The organism is Anaerostipes caccae L1-92, from assembly GCF_014467075.1.
In the GTDB taxonomy this organism is placed as follows: domain Bacteria; phylum Bacillota; class Clostridia; order Lachnospirales; family Lachnospiraceae; genus Anaerostipes; species Anaerostipes caccae.
This window is the reverse complement of sequence record NZ_AP023027.1, coordinates 1414570-1432920: the sequence shown is the minus strand read 5'-3', so window position 1 is coordinate 1432920 and position 18351 is coordinate 1414570. Positions and strand designations below refer to the sequence as shown.

General features: G+C 43.5%; 21 protein-coding genes and 1 other RNA gene. 6 read left to right on the top strand and 16 right to left on the bottom strand.

Annotated features, from left to right (window positions below; all coding sequences use genetic code 11):
- Positions 1 to 76: 76 nt before the first annotated feature.
- The 10 genes from pgeF to ANCC_RS06960 all read right to left on the bottom strand — a co-directional run bounded on the left by pgeF (position 77) and on the right by ANCC_RS06960 (position 7394).
- The gene (pgeF, locus tag ANCC_RS07005) at positions 77 to 895 is read right to left on the bottom strand and encodes a peptidoglycan editing factor PgeF (RefSeq protein ID WP_006567387.1); all 819 of its coding nucleotides are present in this window, start codon (positions 893 to 895) and stop codon (positions 77 to 79) included.
- The gene (locus ANCC_RS07000) at positions 885 to 1226 is read right to left on the bottom strand and encodes a YraN family protein (protein ID WP_006567388.1); all 342 of its coding nucleotides are present in this window, start codon (positions 1224 to 1226) and stop codon (positions 885 to 887) included. The genes pgeF and ANCC_RS07000 overlap by 11 nt, the downstream gene beginning before the upstream one ends.
- Positions 1223 to 1870: a ribonuclease HII gene (locus ANCC_RS06995; RefSeq protein WP_233458249.1), complete on the bottom strand. Its 648-nt coding sequence runs from the start codon at positions 1868 to 1870 to the stop codon at positions 1223 to 1225. Before ANCC_RS06995 ends, ANCC_RS07000 begins: the two co-directional genes overlap by 4 nt.
- 10 nt (positions 1871 to 1880) lie before the next feature.
- Positions 1881 to 2435: a signal peptidase I gene (gene lepB, locus ANCC_RS06990; protein WP_022261381.1), complete on the bottom strand. Its 555-nt coding sequence runs from the start codon at positions 2433 to 2435 to the stop codon at positions 1881 to 1883.
- Between the two features lie 8 nt (positions 2436 to 2443).
- Positions 2444 to 3298 carry a ribosome biogenesis GTPase YlqF gene (ylqF, locus tag ANCC_RS06985; RefSeq protein WP_009291177.1) on the bottom strand — a complete coding sequence of 285 codons (855 nt, stop codon included), beginning with the start codon at positions 3296 to 3298 and terminating at the stop codon, positions 2444 to 2446.
- Between the two features lie 13 nt (positions 3299 to 3311).
- Positions 3312 to 3863: a signal peptidase I gene (lepB, locus tag ANCC_RS06980; RefSeq protein WP_009291176.1), complete on the bottom strand. Its 552-nt coding sequence runs from the start codon at positions 3861 to 3863 to the stop codon at positions 3312 to 3314.
- A gap of 71 nt (positions 3864 to 3934) precedes the next feature.
- Positions 3935 to 4276, bottom strand: a complete 342-nt coding sequence (gene rplS, locus ANCC_RS06975; protein ID WP_006567393.1) for a 50S ribosomal protein L19 — start codon at positions 4274 to 4276, stop codon at positions 3935 to 3937.
- A gap of 111 nt (positions 4277 to 4387) precedes the next feature.
- Entirely contained in the window at positions 4388 to 5077 is a 690-nt protein-coding gene (trmD, locus tag ANCC_RS06970; RefSeq protein WP_006567394.1) for a tRNA (guanosine(37)-N1)-methyltransferase TrmD, read from the bottom strand.
- Positions 5070 to 5582: a ribosome maturation factor RimM gene (gene rimM, locus ANCC_RS06965; protein WP_006567395.1), complete on the bottom strand. Its 513-nt coding sequence runs from the start codon at positions 5580 to 5582 to the stop codon at positions 5070 to 5072. The genes trmD and rimM overlap by 8 nt, the downstream gene beginning before the upstream one ends.
- Before the next feature lie 18 nt (positions 5583 to 5600).
- Complete coding sequence (locus ANCC_RS06960; RefSeq protein ID WP_006567396.1) at positions 5601 to 7394, bottom strand: DUF885 domain-containing protein; 1794 nt, start codon at positions 7392 to 7394, stop codon at positions 5601 to 5603.
- A 117-nt stretch (positions 7395 to 7511) separates the two neighbouring features.
- Here ANCC_RS06960 and ANCC_RS06955 point away from each other — a divergent pair, with 117 nt between their 5' ends.
- The 5 genes from ANCC_RS06955 to ANCC_RS06935 all read left to right on the top strand — a co-directional run bounded on the left by ANCC_RS06955 (position 7512) and on the right by ANCC_RS06935 (position 11594).
- Complete coding sequence (locus ANCC_RS06955) at positions 7512 to 8192, top strand: response regulator transcription factor (protein ID WP_006567397.1); 681 nt, start codon at positions 7512 to 7514, stop codon at positions 8190 to 8192.
- 116 nt (positions 8193 to 8308) lie between these two features.
- Positions 8309 to 9247, top strand: a complete 939-nt coding sequence (locus ANCC_RS06950) for an ATP-binding cassette domain-containing protein (protein WP_006567398.1) — start codon at positions 8309 to 8311, stop codon at positions 9245 to 9247.
- Positions 9248 to 9266: 19 nt separating this feature from the next.
- Positions 9267 to 9923: an ABC-2 family transporter permease gene (locus tag ANCC_RS06945; protein ID WP_233458250.1), complete on the top strand. Its 657-nt coding sequence runs from the start codon at positions 9267 to 9269 to the stop codon at positions 9921 to 9923.
- Positions 9924 to 9928: 5 nt separating this feature from the next.
- Positions 9929 to 10675, top strand: a complete 747-nt coding sequence (locus tag ANCC_RS06940) for an ABC transporter permease (RefSeq protein WP_390610108.1) — start codon at positions 9929 to 9931, stop codon at positions 10673 to 10675.
- A 16-nt stretch (positions 10676 to 10691) separates the two neighbouring features.
- Positions 10692 to 11594, top strand: coding sequence for a sensor histidine kinase (locus ANCC_RS06935; RefSeq protein ID WP_006567401.1), 903 nt, complete (start codon positions 10692 to 10694; stop codon positions 11592 to 11594).
- Between the two features lies 1 nt (position 11595).
- On the opposite strand, the gene ANCC_RS06930 is transcribed toward ANCC_RS06935, so the two are convergent.
- Genes ANCC_RS06930 through ANCC_RS06920 form a run of 3 tightly spaced genes read right to left on the bottom strand, consistent with a single transcriptional unit; the run spans position 11596 to position 13209 of the window.
- Entirely contained in the window at positions 11596 to 12375 is a 780-nt protein-coding gene (locus tag ANCC_RS06930; protein WP_006567402.1) for an anti-sigma-I factor RsgI family protein, read from the bottom strand.
- Entirely contained in the window at positions 12356 to 12841 is a 486-nt protein-coding gene (locus ANCC_RS06925; RefSeq protein WP_006567403.1) for an RNA polymerase sigma factor, read from the bottom strand. Before ANCC_RS06925 ends, ANCC_RS06930 begins: the two co-directional genes overlap by 20 nt.
- Positions 12842 to 12879: 38 nt before the next feature.
- Complete coding sequence (locus ANCC_RS06920; RefSeq protein ID WP_006567404.1) at positions 12880 to 13209, bottom strand: hypothetical protein; 330 nt, start codon at positions 13207 to 13209, stop codon at positions 12880 to 12882.
- A 557-nt stretch (positions 13210 to 13766) separates the two neighbouring features.
- Here ANCC_RS06920 and ANCC_RS06915 point away from each other — a divergent pair.
- Positions 13767 to 14486: an Ig-like domain-containing protein gene (locus ANCC_RS06915; protein ID WP_039946047.1), complete on the top strand. Its 720-nt coding sequence runs from the start codon at positions 13767 to 13769 to the stop codon at positions 14484 to 14486.
- Between the two features lie 168 nt (positions 14487 to 14654).
- On the opposite strand, the gene ssrA is transcribed toward ANCC_RS06915, so the two are convergent.
- The 3 genes from ssrA to ANCC_RS06900 all read right to left on the bottom strand — a co-directional run bounded on the left by ssrA (position 14655) and on the right by ANCC_RS06900 (position 18336).
- Positions 14655 to 15001: a transfer-messenger RNA gene (gene ssrA / locus ANCC_RS06910) on the bottom strand.
- 60 nt (positions 15002 to 15061) lie between these two features.
- Positions 15062 to 15862: a TraX family protein gene (locus ANCC_RS06905; protein ID WP_006565416.1), complete on the bottom strand. Its 801-nt coding sequence runs from the start codon at positions 15860 to 15862 to the stop codon at positions 15062 to 15064.
- Positions 15863 to 15891: 29 nt separating this feature from the next.
- Positions 15892 to 18336 (bottom strand): hybrid sensor histidine kinase/response regulator, encoded by a 2445-nt coding sequence (locus ANCC_RS06900; RefSeq protein WP_006565417.1) that lies wholly within the window; start codon positions 18334 to 18336, stop codon positions 15892 to 15894.
- Positions 18337 to 18351: the final 15 nt, after the last annotated feature.

Sequence of the window (18351 nt, the reverse complement as noted above, 5' to 3'; positions counted from 1 at the left end):
TGTATGGAATCTTTCTTCCTAAAACTTCCGTTTGATTATATGATAATCTTTCCCTATTGTAAAGATTATATCACATTCAAAGCACAATGAATGCCCCTAAATTCCCCCGTTTTCCTTTTGTTGCCCGATGAGAAAATAAGTAATCGCTGTTGCAGCAGGTACAGAGATCGGTGATGTCCAGATTCTCCTGTAAAATTCCTGCTTCCGTCAATATAATCTCATTGGCCTTCCACAGGTCCAGCTGATACTTGTCATTTTCCTTCCTGTCCAAAAATTCTTCTTTCGGGTGTGCTGAAAATTCCTTTATGAACTGCTCTGCCACATCTTCGCTGACCTCATAGCAGTCTCTGCAGATTGACGGGCCGACAGCCGCCACAATATCCTCAGGACGGCATCCATATCCGTCTTTCATCTGTTTTACCATCTTTTCTCCGATCCGTCCGACTGTACCCTTCCAGCCGGAATGGGCCAGAGCCGCCACTTTTTTGACAGGATCAAAGAAGAACAGGGGTACACAGTCCGCATATCCCGTATACAGAGGGACTCCAGGCACATCGGTCACCAGTCCGTCCATTCCGGTCATGACTTTTCCGCAGTCTTCTTTCCTGACTCTCCTGATCTTCGTGTCATGGATCTGATTGGAGAATACAAGCTGTTTCTCGTCAAACCCTATTGCCTGCCCGATCCTGCGGAAATTTTCATCCACAGAGGCTTCATCGTCTCCCCTTGTATAGCTTAAATTCATAGAGGAGAACATCCCTTGACTGATGCCTCCCATCCTGGTGGAAAATCCATGGCGGACTCCGGCCTGATCCAGTTTTCTAAACGTTAGATACGGCACCTGCCCTTCGTGCAGCACCGTGGAATGATTATCGTTTGATCTCTTAAAATGCATTTTTTATCACCCTGATCTTCTTTCCTATGATTTCTACCACATCAAATCTTGCCGGCCTGTCAAACATGCCGCGGCAAAACAAATAATATTCCGCCGTCTTATGAATCTTCTGCTGTTTTCTGCGGTCAACAGCCTCTCCTGGATATCCGAAGGCTGTTGACCGCCGGTATTTCACCTCGGCAAACACAAGATACTGCCCATCCCGCGCAATAATATCAATTTCCCCATAGCGGGAATAAAAATTTCTCTCAATAACTTCATACCCCTGAGTCAATAAAAACCGGCACGCAGTCTCTTCCTTCTCCATACCGGTCTTTCTATGATTTTTCATATGTATTTCCTTACAAAACTCTTCCGGTGAAGTGTGCAGATACCATACTCTTTGATCGCCTCGATATGAGCCTTTGTTCCATAGCCTTTATTCTTTGCGAACTGATATTGAGGATAAAGCTGATCGTATTCTTCCATCATCCGGTCTCTGGTCACCTTTGCCACAATGCTTGCCGCCGCAATCGAAGCGCTCTTTGCATCCCCCTTGATGATCGGAACCTGCTCTGTTCCGATCCCCGGGATCGTAACCGCATCGTTTAGCAGCAGATCCGGCTTGACCGGAAGATTTGAAACCGCCGTCCTCATCGCTTCATAGGTAGCATTTAAAATATTGATCTCATCTATGACTTTTTCCGAAGCCATCCCGATTCCGACAGCGAGAGCTTTCTCGTAAATTTCATCATACAATGCTTCTCTCTTTTTCGGTGAAACCTTCTTGGAATCGTTCAGGTATAAAATATCACAGTCTCTCGGCAGAATGACGGCCGCCGCCACCACGGGTCCCGCAAAGGGTCCCCGGCCCACCTCGTCAATCCCGCATATATGAGAATACCTTTCATATTCTCTCTCATAAGAAAACATCTCATACATGCGCTGCTTTTCTTTCTTCAGTTTTTCTATCCGTTTTTCTTCCTGTTTTGTCATAAGTGCCTCTCTATAAGATTCTTCCCGCATCTTTGAGCGGAAACAGCCTGAAAACAACCCTTCCCTGTATCTCTTTCCTGTATATGGGACCCACGCGGATGTCCCTGCTGTCCATGCTGTTATTCCGGTTATCTCCCAGTACAAAATATTCGTCTTTTTTTAGGGTAATGCTGCCCTCCACATTGATGGGAAATGTCATATGATCTTTGGAATAATCCCTGGATATTATCCGGCCGTCGATGTAGACTGTGCCGCTGCGGATCTCCACTGTCTCCCCGGGCATTCCGATGACTCTCTTTACCAGCTTTTCTTTTCTGTCTGCGGGATTTGGAAATACCACGACTTCAAAGCGCTTCGGGTCCCGGAACCGATAAGTCAGCTTGTCAACCAGTACGCTGTCCATATGGTGGAGCGTCGGCTCCATAGAATGGCCGGAAACCCCGGTCCTCTCTCCTATAAAGGTAATGATAAGAAAGGAGACAAAAACTGCGATAAAAACAGTGGATCCCCAGAAGCATAATTCAGAATAAAAACGATGCGCCCTGCGCCTTATTCGAAACGACATGTGTTTGATTACCCCTCATAGTCAGCAGGTACTTCCAGCGTGATCTTTCCAAGCTTTCCGTTCCTGTACTCCTCCAGCAGGATATGTGCGGCCTTTTCATAGTCCAGCTGATTGCCTTTTTCTTTACAATTTCGGTTAGCCGCGATCTGTTCAAGGATTTTCAGTGTATTCTTGTCCTCTTCAACCCGGTAGCGTGCCGCTAAAATACCCGGATATTCTTTTACCAGAAATGGGATCAGTTCCATGGCCATCTCTTCCTGATTTAATATTTCTTCTTTAATAGAACCGATCAATGCCAGATGAAGGCCTACGGTCTGATCCTCAAATTTGGGCCACAAAATCCCCGGTGTATCTAATAACTCGATATTTTTATTCAGTTTAATCCACTGTTTGCCCTTTGTCACACCCGGTTTATTTCCGGTTTTCGTACAGGCTTTTCCGGCCAGACTGTTGATAAATGTAGATTTCCCTACATTCGGGATTCCCGCGATCATGGCGCGGACAGGCCGGTTCTTAATTCCCCTCTTCCGGTCCCGCTCGATCTTTTCTCTGCACGCCTCCATGACAATGCCCTGGACAGCTTTGACTCCGGTTCCCTTTTGGGAATTGACTTTCCCGACAAAGAATCCCCTGTCTTTAAAATACTGTTCCCAGAGTTCTGTCTTCCTGCTGTCTGCAAGATCCGTCTTGTTTAATAAAATCAGTCTGGATTTGTTCTGTGCCAGCTGGTCGATATCGGGATTCCTGCTTCCGAATGGAATTCTCGCATCCACCAGTTCGATCACAATATCGATCAGCTTTATATTTTCCTGCATCATTCGTTTTGCCTTGGTCATATGACCCGGGTACCACTGAAACTGCATGTGTCCTCCTTCTTTATCCAAAAGGCCAATATTTGATCCCGACCTTGCCTATGATCTGTGTCTTTTTTACATTGCCGACTACGGCACTCCTGGAATCTTCGCTGTTATTGTAATTATCTCCCATGACAAAATATTGATTCTTGGATAGTTTTACGCCGTCTGCTGCCAGTCCGGGAGACAGGATCTGTTCTTTTCCGAAGCTTTTGGCCTTCCTGCCGTCTACATAGACGTTCCCGTCCCTGACCTGAACCGTCTCTCCTGGGAGTCCGACCACTCTCTTTACATAATACTGCTTGTTTGTCTCGTCCTCTGACTCGAACAATATTATATCATATCGCGCCGGACTTTTCACTTTATAAATCAGCCGGTTGACCAGCCGCTTTTCTCCGCTCTCATAGGTGGGAAGCATGGAATCCCCCTGTACCGTATAACCGGCACACAGAAAACGGACAATGATAAAAGCCGCAAAAATCACGGCCACAAAAGTCAGCACATATGCCGCGATCTTATCCCGCCTCTGTCTTTTTTTCTTCCTCATCTGATAAGTAACCGTATATCCGCTCACAGATCTCACACCCTTTCTTTAAACAAAACAGGGACAAGCTCCGGCTCGTCCCTGTGTTTTTTTGAAAAATATTATACTCTTTCTTTCACTTTCGCAGCCTTACCTACACGGTCACGTAAGTAGTATAATTTCGCGCGTCTAACCTTACCTTTGCGCACAACTTCGATCTTCTCGATGATCGGAGAGTGTACCGGCCAGGTTTTTTCTACGCCGATGCCGTTGGAATTTTTGCGCACGGTAAATGTCTCGCGTGCTCCGCCATTCTGTCTTTTGATGACAGTTCCTTCAAATACCTGAATTCTCTCGCGGTTTCCCTCTTTTACTTTTCCGTATACTTTTACAGTGTCACCTGTTCTGAAATCTGCAACTTCTCTTAACTGTGCATCTTCAATACTTTTAATGATATCGTTCATGTTGTTCCTCCTTAAATCTTTTTAGATGTTCATAATACCTTGTGTAACAGAGGACCATCCTATTTATAACAACTGCTATATAATATCACAACAAGACTGCTTTTGCAAGAATTATTTATTTTTATCGAGCAGATCCGGCCTTCTCTCCTTTGTCCTCAAATAAGACTGCTCTTTCCTCCACTCTTCGATCCTTCCGTGGTGACCTGAAAGCAGCACCTCCGGTACTTTTCTCCCCAAAAACTCCGGCGGTCTTGTGTACTGGGGATATTCCAGCATCCCGTTTTCAAAAGACTCGTACTCCGCCGAGTCTCCGTTATTCAGTACTCCCGGAACCAGTCTGGATATGGCGTCGATCATCACCATAGCCGGAAGCTCTCCTCCCGTCAAAACGTAATCCCCAATGGAGACATAATCCGTGACAATCTCTTCTAAGACACGTTCATCCACGCCCTCATAATGGCCGCACAGAAAAACAAGTTCTTCTTCCTCTGCAAGCTCCTTAGCCATCTCCTGGTGGAACACCTTTCCCTGAGGAGTCACATAAATCACCCGGGGCTTCTTCTCCATCTTTTGCTCAATATGCTGATATGCCAGATAGATCGGCTCCGCCTGCATGACCATTCCGGCACCGCCGCCGTATGGATAATCGTCCACTTTTTTATGCTTGTCCCTCGTAAAATCCCTGATGTTTACGGCTTCCACACCGATATGTCCCGCCTCTTTTGCACGGCCTAAAATACTCGTGCTGCATCCGCTCTCGATCATCTCGGGAAATAAAGTCAAAACGTGAAACTTATTCATCCAGCAGTCCTTTCATTACAAAAACATCGATTCTCTTTTCTTCCAGAGAGACCTTTTTGATACAGTCTCTTATGGCCGGAAGCAGTACTTCCTTTCCATCATCCATTTTTACCACATACACATCGTTTGCCCCTGTCTGAAGCACGTCATCCAATATTCCCAGCTTCTTTCCGGTCTCCCGGTAAACATCGAACCCAATGATATCGGCAATGAAAAACTCATTCTCTTCAAGCTTGACTGCATTCTCTCTTGTGACAAACAGCCCGCAGCGTTTATACTGTTCGATATCATTGATATTGTCAAACTCCTCAAACTTAAGAATCGGCTGGTTTTTAAAAAACTTACAGGACTTCACATGCAGAAGCTTCATTTCCCTGCCCGTATCCAGCAGCACCTCCTTCAAATCCTTAAAGCGCTCCACATCATCGGTCATCGGATACACCTTGACCTCTCCGCGGACACCGTGGGTGGAAGCGATCGCTCCTACCTGTAATATATCTTCCATAATAAACTGTATTCCTTCCTATTTGTTTTCTTCGATATATGCCTCTACGGCTTTTCTCACTTGTAAAAAATTGCTCGGACCGTTTTCAAGAATCACCTTGTGGAACTCTTTCGTCTGGAACTTCTTGCCAAGCTCCTTGGACGCCTTGTTTCTCAATTCCTGAAATTCCAGGGCTCCGGAATAATATTTCAGATAGTATCCCGGTTCCGAAGATACGAGCCTGTAAAGCTGGTCTGCCGCAGAACTTCCATATCCCATCTCTTTCAGCATATCCTTGATCTGATCCAGGGTCCATCCCCGGTAGTTGACATTGATATCGACAGCACTTCCGATGGCCATATTGATCTCGTCATTGATGCGTTTCAATTTGGCCACAGACTTATCATACGGAGCATAGTCAAAGGCATGCATCTCCACATAGGAGGCCCAGCCTTCCGAGTAACCAGGAAAATCCATGATTAAACGGATATCGTCCGGATCTGTGCTGAGAAAATAATTGTTTTGATAAAGATGCCCCGGATACCCTTCATGAGCCAGAGTATTGTAAATTCCGCTCTTATCGGTGGAGCCTTTGTTGATATAGATGGTATTTTCTGTCTCATCATCGATCGGCGGGATCATATAAAATGCCGGACTTAAAGTATCTTCCAGCGCTTTTGGAACATATTTGATCTTATAATGGACTTTTTTCAGGGGTGGATAATCTGTTTTAGCCTTCTTCTCCAGATCGGCCAATACCTTTTTAGGACTGGTCATCACCGGATCAAAATTATAAAACTTTTTCTGGAGGCTCTCATCGCCCTGGATCAGATTCACCATCTGTTTCACTGAGCTCTGGAGGCGGCCTGTCACACTTGAGAGCAGCTGGCTGACTGTTTTGTTTGTTCCTGTCTGCTCCTTCAAGACAAGCCGATAGTATTTTTTCCCGTTTTTTAAATTGCAGACACCTCCGCTGTTTTTTCCGGTTCCCTTCAGTGACAGAATCGTCTTTTTAAAGCTGCGGAATGCAGGATATACAGACTGCTTCAGCAGTTTCTTATTTTGTTTATTATAGGTTGTTTTCTGTTCCTTGCTGATACCCGAAAAGTCATTGACACGTTCTTTAAATGTAGCACTTAATATATTTTTTTCGCCGCTTTCTTTCAAAAAATCATCAATCTGTTTCGCCGCAGTATCTGCCGCCCCATCGGTTACATACAGTCCCGCTTTAGACTGTGCTTTCAGATACTCTCCTGCCTCCTGAAGATATCCCGTAACCTGAGACAGCAGGGTGAGATAGTCTTGAATATCCTTCTCTCTGTAAAACTGATACTCTGCCAGTGTCACCGGAAGATTGGACTGGATGCCGGAAACCTCCCCGATAATATTATCATATAATGGATATTGGCTTTCCTCTATGAGCATACTCAGATAGTCTTCCAATATATCATACGTAAGTTTTTGTTTTCCTGTCAGACTGCTCCTTTTAAATCCGGAAAGTTCTTCTGCTGTCTTCTTATTTTCCTTCAGTGCTTTCTTATCCTGTCCGGGAGAAATATGTCCGATGGAAACCTTCTCCTGTTTGATGCCGTACTTCTCAGGATCTTTCAGCTGATAATGAAGATTCAGTGTATTTTGAGACAACGTCTCTTTTACCTGCCGGTCTAAAAATTTGTCAAACTGTTTTTGTTCCTCGATTTTTGACTGTTCCTGGCCGGTCTTCTGGCTGGTTTGTCCGCTTTTCCCCTGCTCTGTTGATGTTTTGCAGCCGCTCAGTGAAAACGCCAGCAGCAATGAGAGCAGCAGAGAAAGCAGTCTCTTTGTAAATTTCATAAATTTATCCTCCCGGTTATTTGTTCCTTATGAATATTTTAAATAAACAGCAAAAGATATGCAACCTAAAAATATGATATACTATTTAAAAACTTAGTGAAAGGACAAGTACTGTATATGTCAAGAATATTAATCATCGAAGACGACAAAGAAATCCTGAAAATTCTGTCAGACTTTTTATCCGGATACGGCTTTGAAGCCGTTGGCAAAACTGACGGCCGCTGTATTTGTCAAATCATCAGACACCAAAACATCGATCTGGTACTTCTGGATCTCATGCTTCCATATAAAAGCGGCGATCAGCTCCTGAAAGAAATACGTTCCTGTTCTGATCTTCCCGTGATTGTCATTTCTGCCCGGGTAACGACTCAGAATAAAATTGATCTGCTTCGTCTCGGCGCGGATGATTATATTACAAAGCCTTTTGATCTGGATGAAACCCTTGCAAGGATTGAAAGCAACCTCCGAAGATCGAAGCTTCAGACATTCCAAAAAAAGGTCCTTAAATTTCAGGAGCTGACTTTGGATACCGGTTCTCTTACTGCATATCTCAAAGGCGTGGAACTTTCCTTAACAGCAAAGGAATTCAGGATTCTTGAGCTGCTGATGAGATATCCGGACAAAATATTTTCCAAAGCAAATCTGTTTCAAAGCATCTGGGGCAGTGAATATTTAAGTGAGGACAATACACTGAACGTACATATCAGTCATCTGAGAAACAAGCTCAAAGCTGTTTCTTCCGAAAACGAATATATTGATACTGTCTGGGGCATCGGCTACCGGCTGCACAAAGACTGAAAAATAGACGATCCATTGTTCTCATCTTTATCTTAATTTTATAATTTTCTGTTCCTAATTAAGAAATTCTTTAATATTGTGTCTTATACTGGTCTGAGAAGAAAGGAGCAGTTTATATGAATTCTACTGTATTAGAAGCACATAATTTAACGAAAAAATATAAGCATTCTTTGGTTATAGACCACATAAATTTAAGGATCGAGAAAGGCAAAATTTACGGATTTATCGGACAGAACGGCGCCGGAAAGACCACATTCCTCCGCTTGACTGCCGGGCTGTCCTTTCCCACGGACGGTACTCTTGAACTTTGGGGACAGAGGAACAGAACCGGTCTCCAGGAGCAGCGAAAAAGGATGGGATGTCTGATCGAGTCTCCCGCTCTTTATCCCAACCTGACAGCAGTTCAAAATCTTGAGGTGCAGAGGCTTCAGAGAGGCATTCCCGGAAAATCTGTCATTTCAGACTGTCTTCGCATGACCGGTCTTACAGATACCGCAAAAAAACCGGTCAGAAACTTTTCCCTGGGAATGAGGCAGCGCCTCGGAATCGCTGCCGCCCTGTTAAACAATCCTGAATTTCTTATTTTGGATGAACCTATCAACGGTCTTGATCCTAACGGTATCGTTGAAATCCGCAGACTCCTCAAAGACCTGAACCAAAAATACGGGATGACAATCTTAGTCTCCAGCCATATACTGGAGGAATTATACCAGACCGCTTCACAGTTCATCCTGATCCATAAAGGAAGGATCATTGATGAACTGTCAGGCCGAGAACTGGATGAACAGTGCAAAAGGCATATAGCCATCAAAACAAATCAGCCGCAGAACGCACTTCTGTCACTGGAAAAACACCTGCACACAGAGCATCTGCGCCTCATGCCCGACGGCACCATCCGCCTGTATGAGTATCTGGATGATATAGAAACGGTTGCCCGGACCCTGTCGGATTCCGGCATCCTCGTTACCACCCTGAATGTATCCGGAGATACTTTGGAAGATTATTTTTTGAGAAAGGTTGGTGCAGTATCCCATGCGCAGAATCTTAAAAGCTGAGTTTTATAAACTATGGCGAATGAAAAGTTTTTGGGGACTTTTGGTCATTTCCTGTGTCCTGAGCTGTATTCTTCTGCTCGACGGATCGCCGCCCGCAAAATCACTGGATGTTTTCAATCATATCCTGTACACCGCTCCCCTGCTCTACGTCTTAATCATGATCTTCGGTGCGCTGTTCATCGGGTCGGATTTTGAAAACCGGACAATACAAAGCTATATTTCGGCAGGTCATAAAAGGGGGCACATCCTGCTGGTCAAGATCATCGTACACCTTACCGGATGTATTTCTATCCTCTGTCTTCCTCTGTTTGCAGGGGCAGCGGCAGGATGTATGCTGTTTGGAATCACCAGTGCCTCTTTATCGGCTCTTTTCCTCAAATCAGTGCTGGCTATCTGGATCATATGCGCAATGGCCATGCTTCCCTGTCTTTGCGGATTTCTTTTCCAAGGCGTTGGAAAGGCGCTGACTCTGCCGCTGGTCCTCTTTTTTGTCATGCTCTTTCTTTTAAACGGCCGGCACTATCCCCTTGTGGCAGCGGTTCTTCCGATGGGGCAGCTAAGGCTGCTGTGTTTCGATCAGCTGACAAGTTTAAATGTCTTTTTAACGAACTTTTTATGGATCTTTATCTGCTGTATTTGGGCTTATTGGAATTTTTCCCGAACAGATTTGAAATGAAAGAGGTGAAAGCATTGATCAATTTATTAAAGACTGAACGGTATTATTTTTTACACAACCGTACCTACTGGTGGAGCGTGATCATGATCTTTATGCTTGGCTTCATCACTGCGCCGGCTTACAGGTCAGAAATCTTCGGCCCCAAAGAAAAAATTGCCGAAAATCTTACAGATATACTAAACGGCATGGTGTATGACTCTACCTTCCTGCTGATTATCGTCTCCTGTATCCTGGCACTGGTCCTCGGCCAGGAATTTTCCTGGCGCACTATCCAGCAGGAAATCGCCGCGGGACATTCCCGTCTCACAGTATTTATAAGCAAAATCATCGTATATCTCACCGCCTTTAATCTTCTGGCGTTGGTGTTTCCGGCTGCAGGCTGCATCAGAGAATCTATTTATTTTGGTATTCATGATCTGATCGGTTTCTTATCAGATTTTGTCAGGGCTGCGGCTGATTCCTTTCTGTTTAACAGTCCTGTCCTGCTGATTCCAATCTTTTTGTGTTTTGTTCTGAGAAATATGCCCAGGGCAATCTGTGCCGCCGCTCTCCTCACCTTTGTGTTAAGTCTGTATCTGGGATACGGAATGATGCTGGACCTGCCGGTCCGCTTTCTGCCATCCTTCCAGATCCGTCAAGTGATCAGCGGTACCGAAATACTTACCTTCGGGAGTCTTGCTGTTTCGCTGTGCTGGAGTACCGTTCTTCTCCTGGCATCCTGGAAAACATTCAGAAGCTGTGAACTGAAATAAAAGAAAGGAAAATCATATGAACCTCGTTCTATTCTTTCTCCTCATATTATCTGTCATTATATCTTTCAAATATTTTGCGCTGAAACGGCAGATAAACCACATGTCCCTTCAGATTGACCAGGTAACCTGCGGCAAAACCGAAAAAATGCTGGACTTGTCTCTGGCAGATCAGGACCTGGAACTGCTGGCGGCAAAAATAAACCTCTTTTTTGACTGTCAGCGCAAGTCGGCTGCAAAAGCCTTACAGCATGAAGAAGAACTGAAAAATTCCATAGCCAATATATCCCATGATCTGCGCACTCCTCTGACTGTGATCAACGGCCACCTCCAAATCCTGCAAAAGAGCCGGCTATTGCCTGATCAAAAGGACCGCATTGAAACTGCCCTGCGAAAAACCTGCCGTTTAAGGGAGCTGATCGATGTGTTTTATGATCTGTCCATTTTGGAGGCAGACCATACAGAACCTGATTGGGAAGATCTCAATTTTTCTAACTTTCTGATCGATTTTCTGGCAGACAGTGCCCCATTATTTCAAAGCAGACAGCTCTCTCCCCAAATCACAATGCCCGAATCTTCTGTCTTTGTAAAGGCGGACCGCAGCATGCTGGAACGTATTCTTCAGAATCTGCTGTCCAATGCAGTCCGCTATACGTCAGGAGAAATTTGTATTTGTCTTTCTCTGACCAAAAGCCGCAATGTGGTTTTTCGAATATCAAATGCGGTATCTGACCCTGAAAAGATTCAGGTGAGCAGATTGTTTGAACGCTTCTACACAAAGGACCAGTCACGTCATAATGAAAGTACGGGACTGGGCCTTTCTGTTGTAAAAATTCTGGTTAATAAACTGCACGGTACTGTCGAAGCTTCGGTCGATGGAAATGTCCTGTCTGTTACAGCCGTTTTTAAAAGCTCATTTTAAATTAATGTTCCCCATGGTGTCCCCCGCTGCCGTGATGTCCTCCCTGCTGCCGGTCCTGGCTGTTTCCATGGCTGTTTTCATGACCTTCTTCACACTGTTTTGTATAATCCTTTATCTCACTGATGGAATGGTCCCTGCACTTTTCTACCGTTGCCGTCTGGTCCACCTTTTGAAGTTCCTTAATGGCAAGATACTTAGCCGGCGTTACGTTCAGATGGTGTGATTTTTTCTTCAGTCGTTTTGATACGGCATACACCTCCACATTCTGCCTGCCGCCATGTTCACTGATGCATTGGTCAATCTCGGTCTGCAAAGTTTTAATTTCTGAGGCTTTCTCACGGTCTTTTCCCTGTACTGTCACAGAGATCATTCCGTTCTGCTTTAAATAACCTTTTTCTTTTATCTTCTTCAAAATGAGAGCTACCGCATCTTTGTAGCTTTTATGTTTAAGATTCAGCTCAGAGAGTACTTCCTTTCCATCTTTGTTATATGCAGACATCCGGATGACCCGGTCAAATCTGTTTACAGACAGTTCAATGGAGGGATTTACATCCATATCAATATAACTGCTCTCCGAGAAATATATCTGAAAAGAACCGGCTCCAATAAAAAGTAAAAATGCCGCTGCCGCCACAGCAAGAGATAATCTCTGAAAATTTCTCCTTGGCTTTGGCTTTTCGTTTAGCTTATTTAAAACTGATTCTCTGGTGCTTTGCTTTAATCCTTCTTCCGCCTTGATTTTTTCAAAGGATCTGCGTATATCATTCTTCAAAAAAGTCACCTCCTAAATCTTCCTTGAGCTTTTTTCTTGCCCTTCCAAGCCAGGTATAAATCGTGTTCTCTTTTTTATGAAGAATCTGTGCAATTTCCGGCACTGTATATTCTTCATAATAAAAAAGATAAACTACATTTTTAAATTTAGTCGGCAGCTTTGTTACTGCATCAAAAACATCCAGATCCCTCTCCTGCAAAAAAATGGGTTCTTTGCTGATGCAGTCATAAGAGACTGCATTCCTCCGAAAAAAATTCTTCAGCACATCTTTACATCTGTTTACTGTGACCCTGATCAGCCAGGCTTTTTTGTGTTCTTCACTCTCAAAGCTGATGTCACTCTGCATATACTTTAAAAATACATCCTGAAATACATCTTCCACATCACTATAATTCTTTAAATGCATAAAACATATTTTCCTGAGCATATCAGAATATATCTCTATTGTATTTGTCAGGTCTGCTTCACTTCTCATCTCTGCCCTCCCAGGCGTCACTTTTTTCAGCTTTTATCTTATCTGTGATGTCTTCCGTGATGACTGCTTCTGTGGCTTTTTCTATGATGTCCGCTGTATCGTTTATGGGTATGTTTCTTTGTTATTTTACAACTTGAAACACCGCAGTTATAACGTTTAGCTTTCGTATGGTGCTTTTTCTTAGTATGATGCTTTACAGTTGTGTGATGTTTATGTGCACCTGTTTTTCTGCATGATTTTACAGAACAGACTGCCTGAACGGCAGGTTTCCTGGCTGACACATATTTTTCTGTCCCGCTTCCGGTAAAAGAAGATAATCCTCCTAAACATAAAATTCCTGTCGTAATAATCGCTGCTGATACTTTCATTTGATCCACCTTCTCTTTCTATATTTTTTAACGTTCTATCAATAATACGAATGACCGAAGGGAATCCTTTCATTTTTTATAATTTATTTTTTACATGCTGTAAGTATAATATAAGTTTGGTAAAGTTCCAAATTATTTTGTATAACATTTTGACCAGTTTTCCGGCTTGCTGTCTCAGAGATGTAAGATTTTCTAACTTTCAGCAAAGCCTCTCCGGCGGCCCGTTCGGAACTCGCTGACGCTCAAACAGCCTCACTGCGCACTGCGCACCGCCTCCAAGCCTTTGCTGAAAGAAGAAAAACTAACATCTCTTCGAATGCAAGGCCTCCAAATTGGTCAAAATGGACGTAATATCTGCTGGAGCAGGCTGCTTAAAAACAAACGGTGCCTGCTCCAGCAGATAATATGTCCGCATTCTAAGAGTCGAACGGAAATCGTGTAGAAAATGTCATATGTTATAGTGTTTTTGGTATAAATTGTGGTATATTAATATATATTGCCATCAATTGTATGCACAAATGGAAGGTAACTTTATATTTAACAAAGAGGAGGTATTTATGAAAAAGAAATTGTTTTGTATGATTCTGGTATTCTCTATGATAATACCAACACTTGCGATCCCGGCAGCCGAGTCTTGTCAGCATGAGTGGAGTGAATGGGATACTACGACTGAACCTACATGCAGTGATACCGGAGAAAAATCCCGCTGGTGTTATCTTTGCTATGAAAGCCAGACTAAAACTATCCCTGCAACAGGTGATCATTTATGGGATGACTGGTATACCGTAAAAAAACCAACCATCCATAAAACAGGTCTGAAACAGCGCGAGTGTCTTGAATGTTATAAAAGACAGTCAAAGAAAACTGCAAAATTAAAACCGTATGTAAAGTTTACGAAGAAAACCGTAAAATTAAAAGTCTCTAAAACCTACAAACTGAAAATAAAATATGCAAAAGGTGATTCCGTAAAGAAATGGAAATCCAGCAATAAGAAGATTGCCACTGTCTCAAAAAAGGGAAAAGTAAAAGCAAAAAGAAAAGGCACTGCCAAGATCACAGTGACTATGAAGTCCGGCAAAAAAGCAACCTGCCGGATTAAGGTTTCTCCTAAAAAGAAGTCTTCAAAAAAGAAACATACAGAAACAGTTTACTGGACTCCCGGAGGTTCTGTATACCACAGCACCATAGACTGCCCGACTCTGGGCCGTTCCAGGACGATTTATCATGGCTCCCTGTCTTCCTGTCCTAAGAGCAGGCCCTGCAAAGTCTGCTACTAACAAGCTTCTCATACAAAAAGAAGAAAATAAAAAAATGGCTTATTTATGTGTTTCAAACATATCTAAGCCATTCTTTTTTTATTACTTAGAAAATACCTTGTCACGCTAATGCGTGAAAGTCTTCCCTAGTATCATTCAAAAAAAGAGCACGTAAACACGCGCTCTTTGCGATGGACTAGGCGGGAATCGAACCCGCGTCCAAAAACCCATCCCCTCAGGCATCTCCCATTACAGTCTCTGTATTGACATTCCCTCCATACTGCTCCCAGAGACAGGATCAGTACTTCAGTAGCTTCATAAATACTTCATCTGCCGCAAAGCTTAAACAGACGAGGGTTCTACATTATTTGAAGCCTAATGACAGGCTGTAGATGACCTGTCACAGACTACTGCTGCCCTTAGGCTGCAGCGTACGCTAATTTATTATCTGCGTTTAATTTAAGTTTACACCGTAACGTGGTCTCTCCGAATGGCTTCCCGAGCTTCAGAATCCCTGTCGAAACCAGTACTAGCCCGAATATTTCCTTATATAGTATAACCCATTTTTTGTGAAAAAGTCAATAAAAAGAAATGGATTAGGCCAAAAACACCGCATAAACGAAGACCAACAGTGAAATATGAACAGGATAAAACAAATAAAAAAAGTATTTCATCCCTTTTCCTTTCACTCCATGGTATGTTTGGAGAACCAGTATTGTGCCAAGGCAAAAAAATAATTTAATGAAATAAGAGGGAAGCATATATAAATCAAACCCATAAGATAAGATATCTTCTGCGGGAATCCGTATGCCATAAAGCAAGAAAATGATGATTCCGAGGGCGGTAAATTTCTGCTTTTTCTCTCTAAAAAAATAACACGCAAATACAGCCATAACCCCGTACATATCATAATCCGTGTGCAGCACCCAAGCGATTCCCGCACAGAGTACAGCGGCCAACAGACCAATCCATCCTTTGCCCCGCTTCTTCATCTCTTCATATGCAAAGCAAGCACATGTCCCCAGCAGCAGTGTAAATAAAACATTGGTAAATCCAAACTGCAGTTTCAGGGGTTCTCCTTCTATAGTATCTACAAGATACTGAAATGGAATCTCTGACAGAACTGCAAATACCAAAAGGTTTCTTAGATAGCGGAATCTATGCTTTGTATACCCACAAGACTCTGCACAGAAAAATGCAAAAATAAAAAATGACATAGAGGTAACGCCGAACAGCAGAGTGACAATGTTATAACATATTTCTTCCCCCAAATGAAGCCATACGCTCAGTCCACTTACGATCCAAAAGAAACATATTTTATATGCATGGTCCAAAAACATCGTGATGGCCCCAAAAGTTTTAAGTTGAAATGCTGTATGTTCTTTATGTATTATCATAATAACGATTCCTTCTCACACTGGCAGAATCACCGGTTATGCATCCTCAAATACCGCATCAGAATTTGATCTAACAGCCTGATGTCAATGGGTTTTGGCATAAACCCGTCAAACCCCTCTTTCTTAAACAACTCCTGTGCTTCTTTCGTCACATTGGCTGTTAACGCTATGACCGGAACCGCCCTCTTTTTTTTATTCGGCAATGAACGGATCACTTTTAATGTTTCGACACCGTCCATCTCAGGCATCATATGATCTAAAAAAATAAGATCATAGTCCACTTCCGTCACCGCCTGCACAGCCTGCTTCCCGGAGTCTGCACAATCAATCTGCATCTGGTACGGAGCCATCAGTGCCTCCGCCACTCCCAGATTGATCTGGTTATCGTCGACAAGCAATATTTTTGCCTCCGGAACCGGCCGTATCATGGAAATATCAAATTGACCGGCTGTCCGAAAGACCTTCTTTTCAGAAGACATCAGACTTTCCAGGCCAAAACAAAACAGCGGAGAATAAACAGCCGGCTCCTGAACCCCATAAGCGTCTTCTTCCTGACGCAGAAGTACGATACCTTTCACCGGACGGTCTATTGCACTCTCTGCCATTGACAGCGTTTTCTCATCCGCAAGAATAAAATCATAACTCCCCCGGCTTACAGCATCGATAAATTTTTTCTGATCAGACTCAATCCAATGGGAAACCTTGTATTCTTCTAGTGACTTCTGATACAGAGCACAGAGATCCCTGTTCGGCTCATATACAGCCAAAACCTGTTCACGAGGCCAGGTGATATGAACAAGCTTGTCTTCTCCCTGCGGCCTTTGGCGGACAGCCGCCGTAAAAGAACTTCCCTCACCATAGACACTCTCCACGTCAATGCTTCCTTCCATCATCTCCGCCAGATTCCTGGAAATAGCCAGTCCCAGACCGGTTCCCCCGGTACTGTGACTGTGATGAGTATCAACTTGCTCAAAGCTGTGAAACAGACGGTCCATATCCTGTTTCCTGATGCCGATCCCTGTATCCTCCACAGTCATGACCAGCCAGAAATCCCCGTTTTCAATTCTGCCGCTGAGTCGAAGGCAGATATGCCCCTGCTCTGTAAATTTCACCGCATTTCCAAGCAGGTTTACCATAATCTGTTTGACTCTCGTCATATCTCCATACAAAAAAGCCGGAAGCTTCTCATCTAAATCTATATAAAAGCACACAGGCTTTGCACCGATCTTCAAAACCGTCAGTGCAGTTATATCTGTGATCAGACTTCTCAGACTGTACTCTTCCTCGATCAGCGTAAATTTTCCGGATTCAATCTTTGAAAAGTCCAGAATATCATTGATGACAGAGAGGAGACTATTGGATGAATGGGCAATCGTATTGACATACTCCCTTTGTTTTGCCGAAAGATCCTCCCTTAATAATAATTCGCTGACCCCAGTGACAGCATTCATGGGAGTACGTATTTCATGGCTCATATTTGCCAAAAAAGCGGACTTCATCTCTGCAATGCGCCGTTGGTTTTTAGAACTGATAAATGAGACTGCCACGCAGGTTAAGAGAAAAACAAAAACTCCGGCACACGCTGTGACCAGGATTGATAATTCCTTTGTCAAAGCCGCGGTATTGGCAGAAACCGTATCTTTTGCCACAATGCTGATGATTGTCCAGCCGTTAAATCCCAGAGGCTGATAATAGGCATACTGCTCTGTGCCGAGATGATCATAAAGTGTCATCCCCTTTTTATGAGCATTTATATCAGACTTTGTTTTTTGAAAACTATATCCGTCACTAAAAGAAACATTCTCCAGCACAGTAAAGTAATTATTATAGTCCATACTTTTTGTACGCAGTATCAGTTCCCCGTCCATGTCGATCAGGTATGCATATCCATTTCCGCTGAAACTGGTCATATTCAGCGCATCCTGTAAATTCTTTATATCCATCATAGCAATCAGGACACCCTCTGCGTGTCCTGATCCGTCATAAACCGGCATGGAAAAAATAATACCCGAAACTGCTTTGTCCTCCAGTATTTTTCTCTGAACATTGGTCACCTCTGTTTTCCCTCCGCATGCAGAAAGAAAATAGTCCTCTTTTGATATATCTTCTGTTTTATGCATATTGGGGGACCGCAGAATTCCATCCCTGCCTGCATAACCGATAAAGGCAACCCCCGGTTTCTTCAAAGTACTTTGAAGATAGGATATTTTTTTGCTGGAACTTGGGATAAACGATAATGCATCTGCCGTCATCCTCAGGGATACCCCTGTATCCTTTATGATCGTCAGCGCATGAGATGCCGTCTGCTGAGCTGTCTCAGAAAGCCGATTTTCATTTTCCTTTGCCAGTGTCCTGTCAAACTTTTTAAAGTATGCTGCCAGCATAATAAAGAAGGATACGGCCAGCAATACAATGGCTGCGCCAAGAAAGCAGATTAACTTTTTATTATGTATGGATTCTCTCAATCTTTTCATATATCCAGCTCCCAA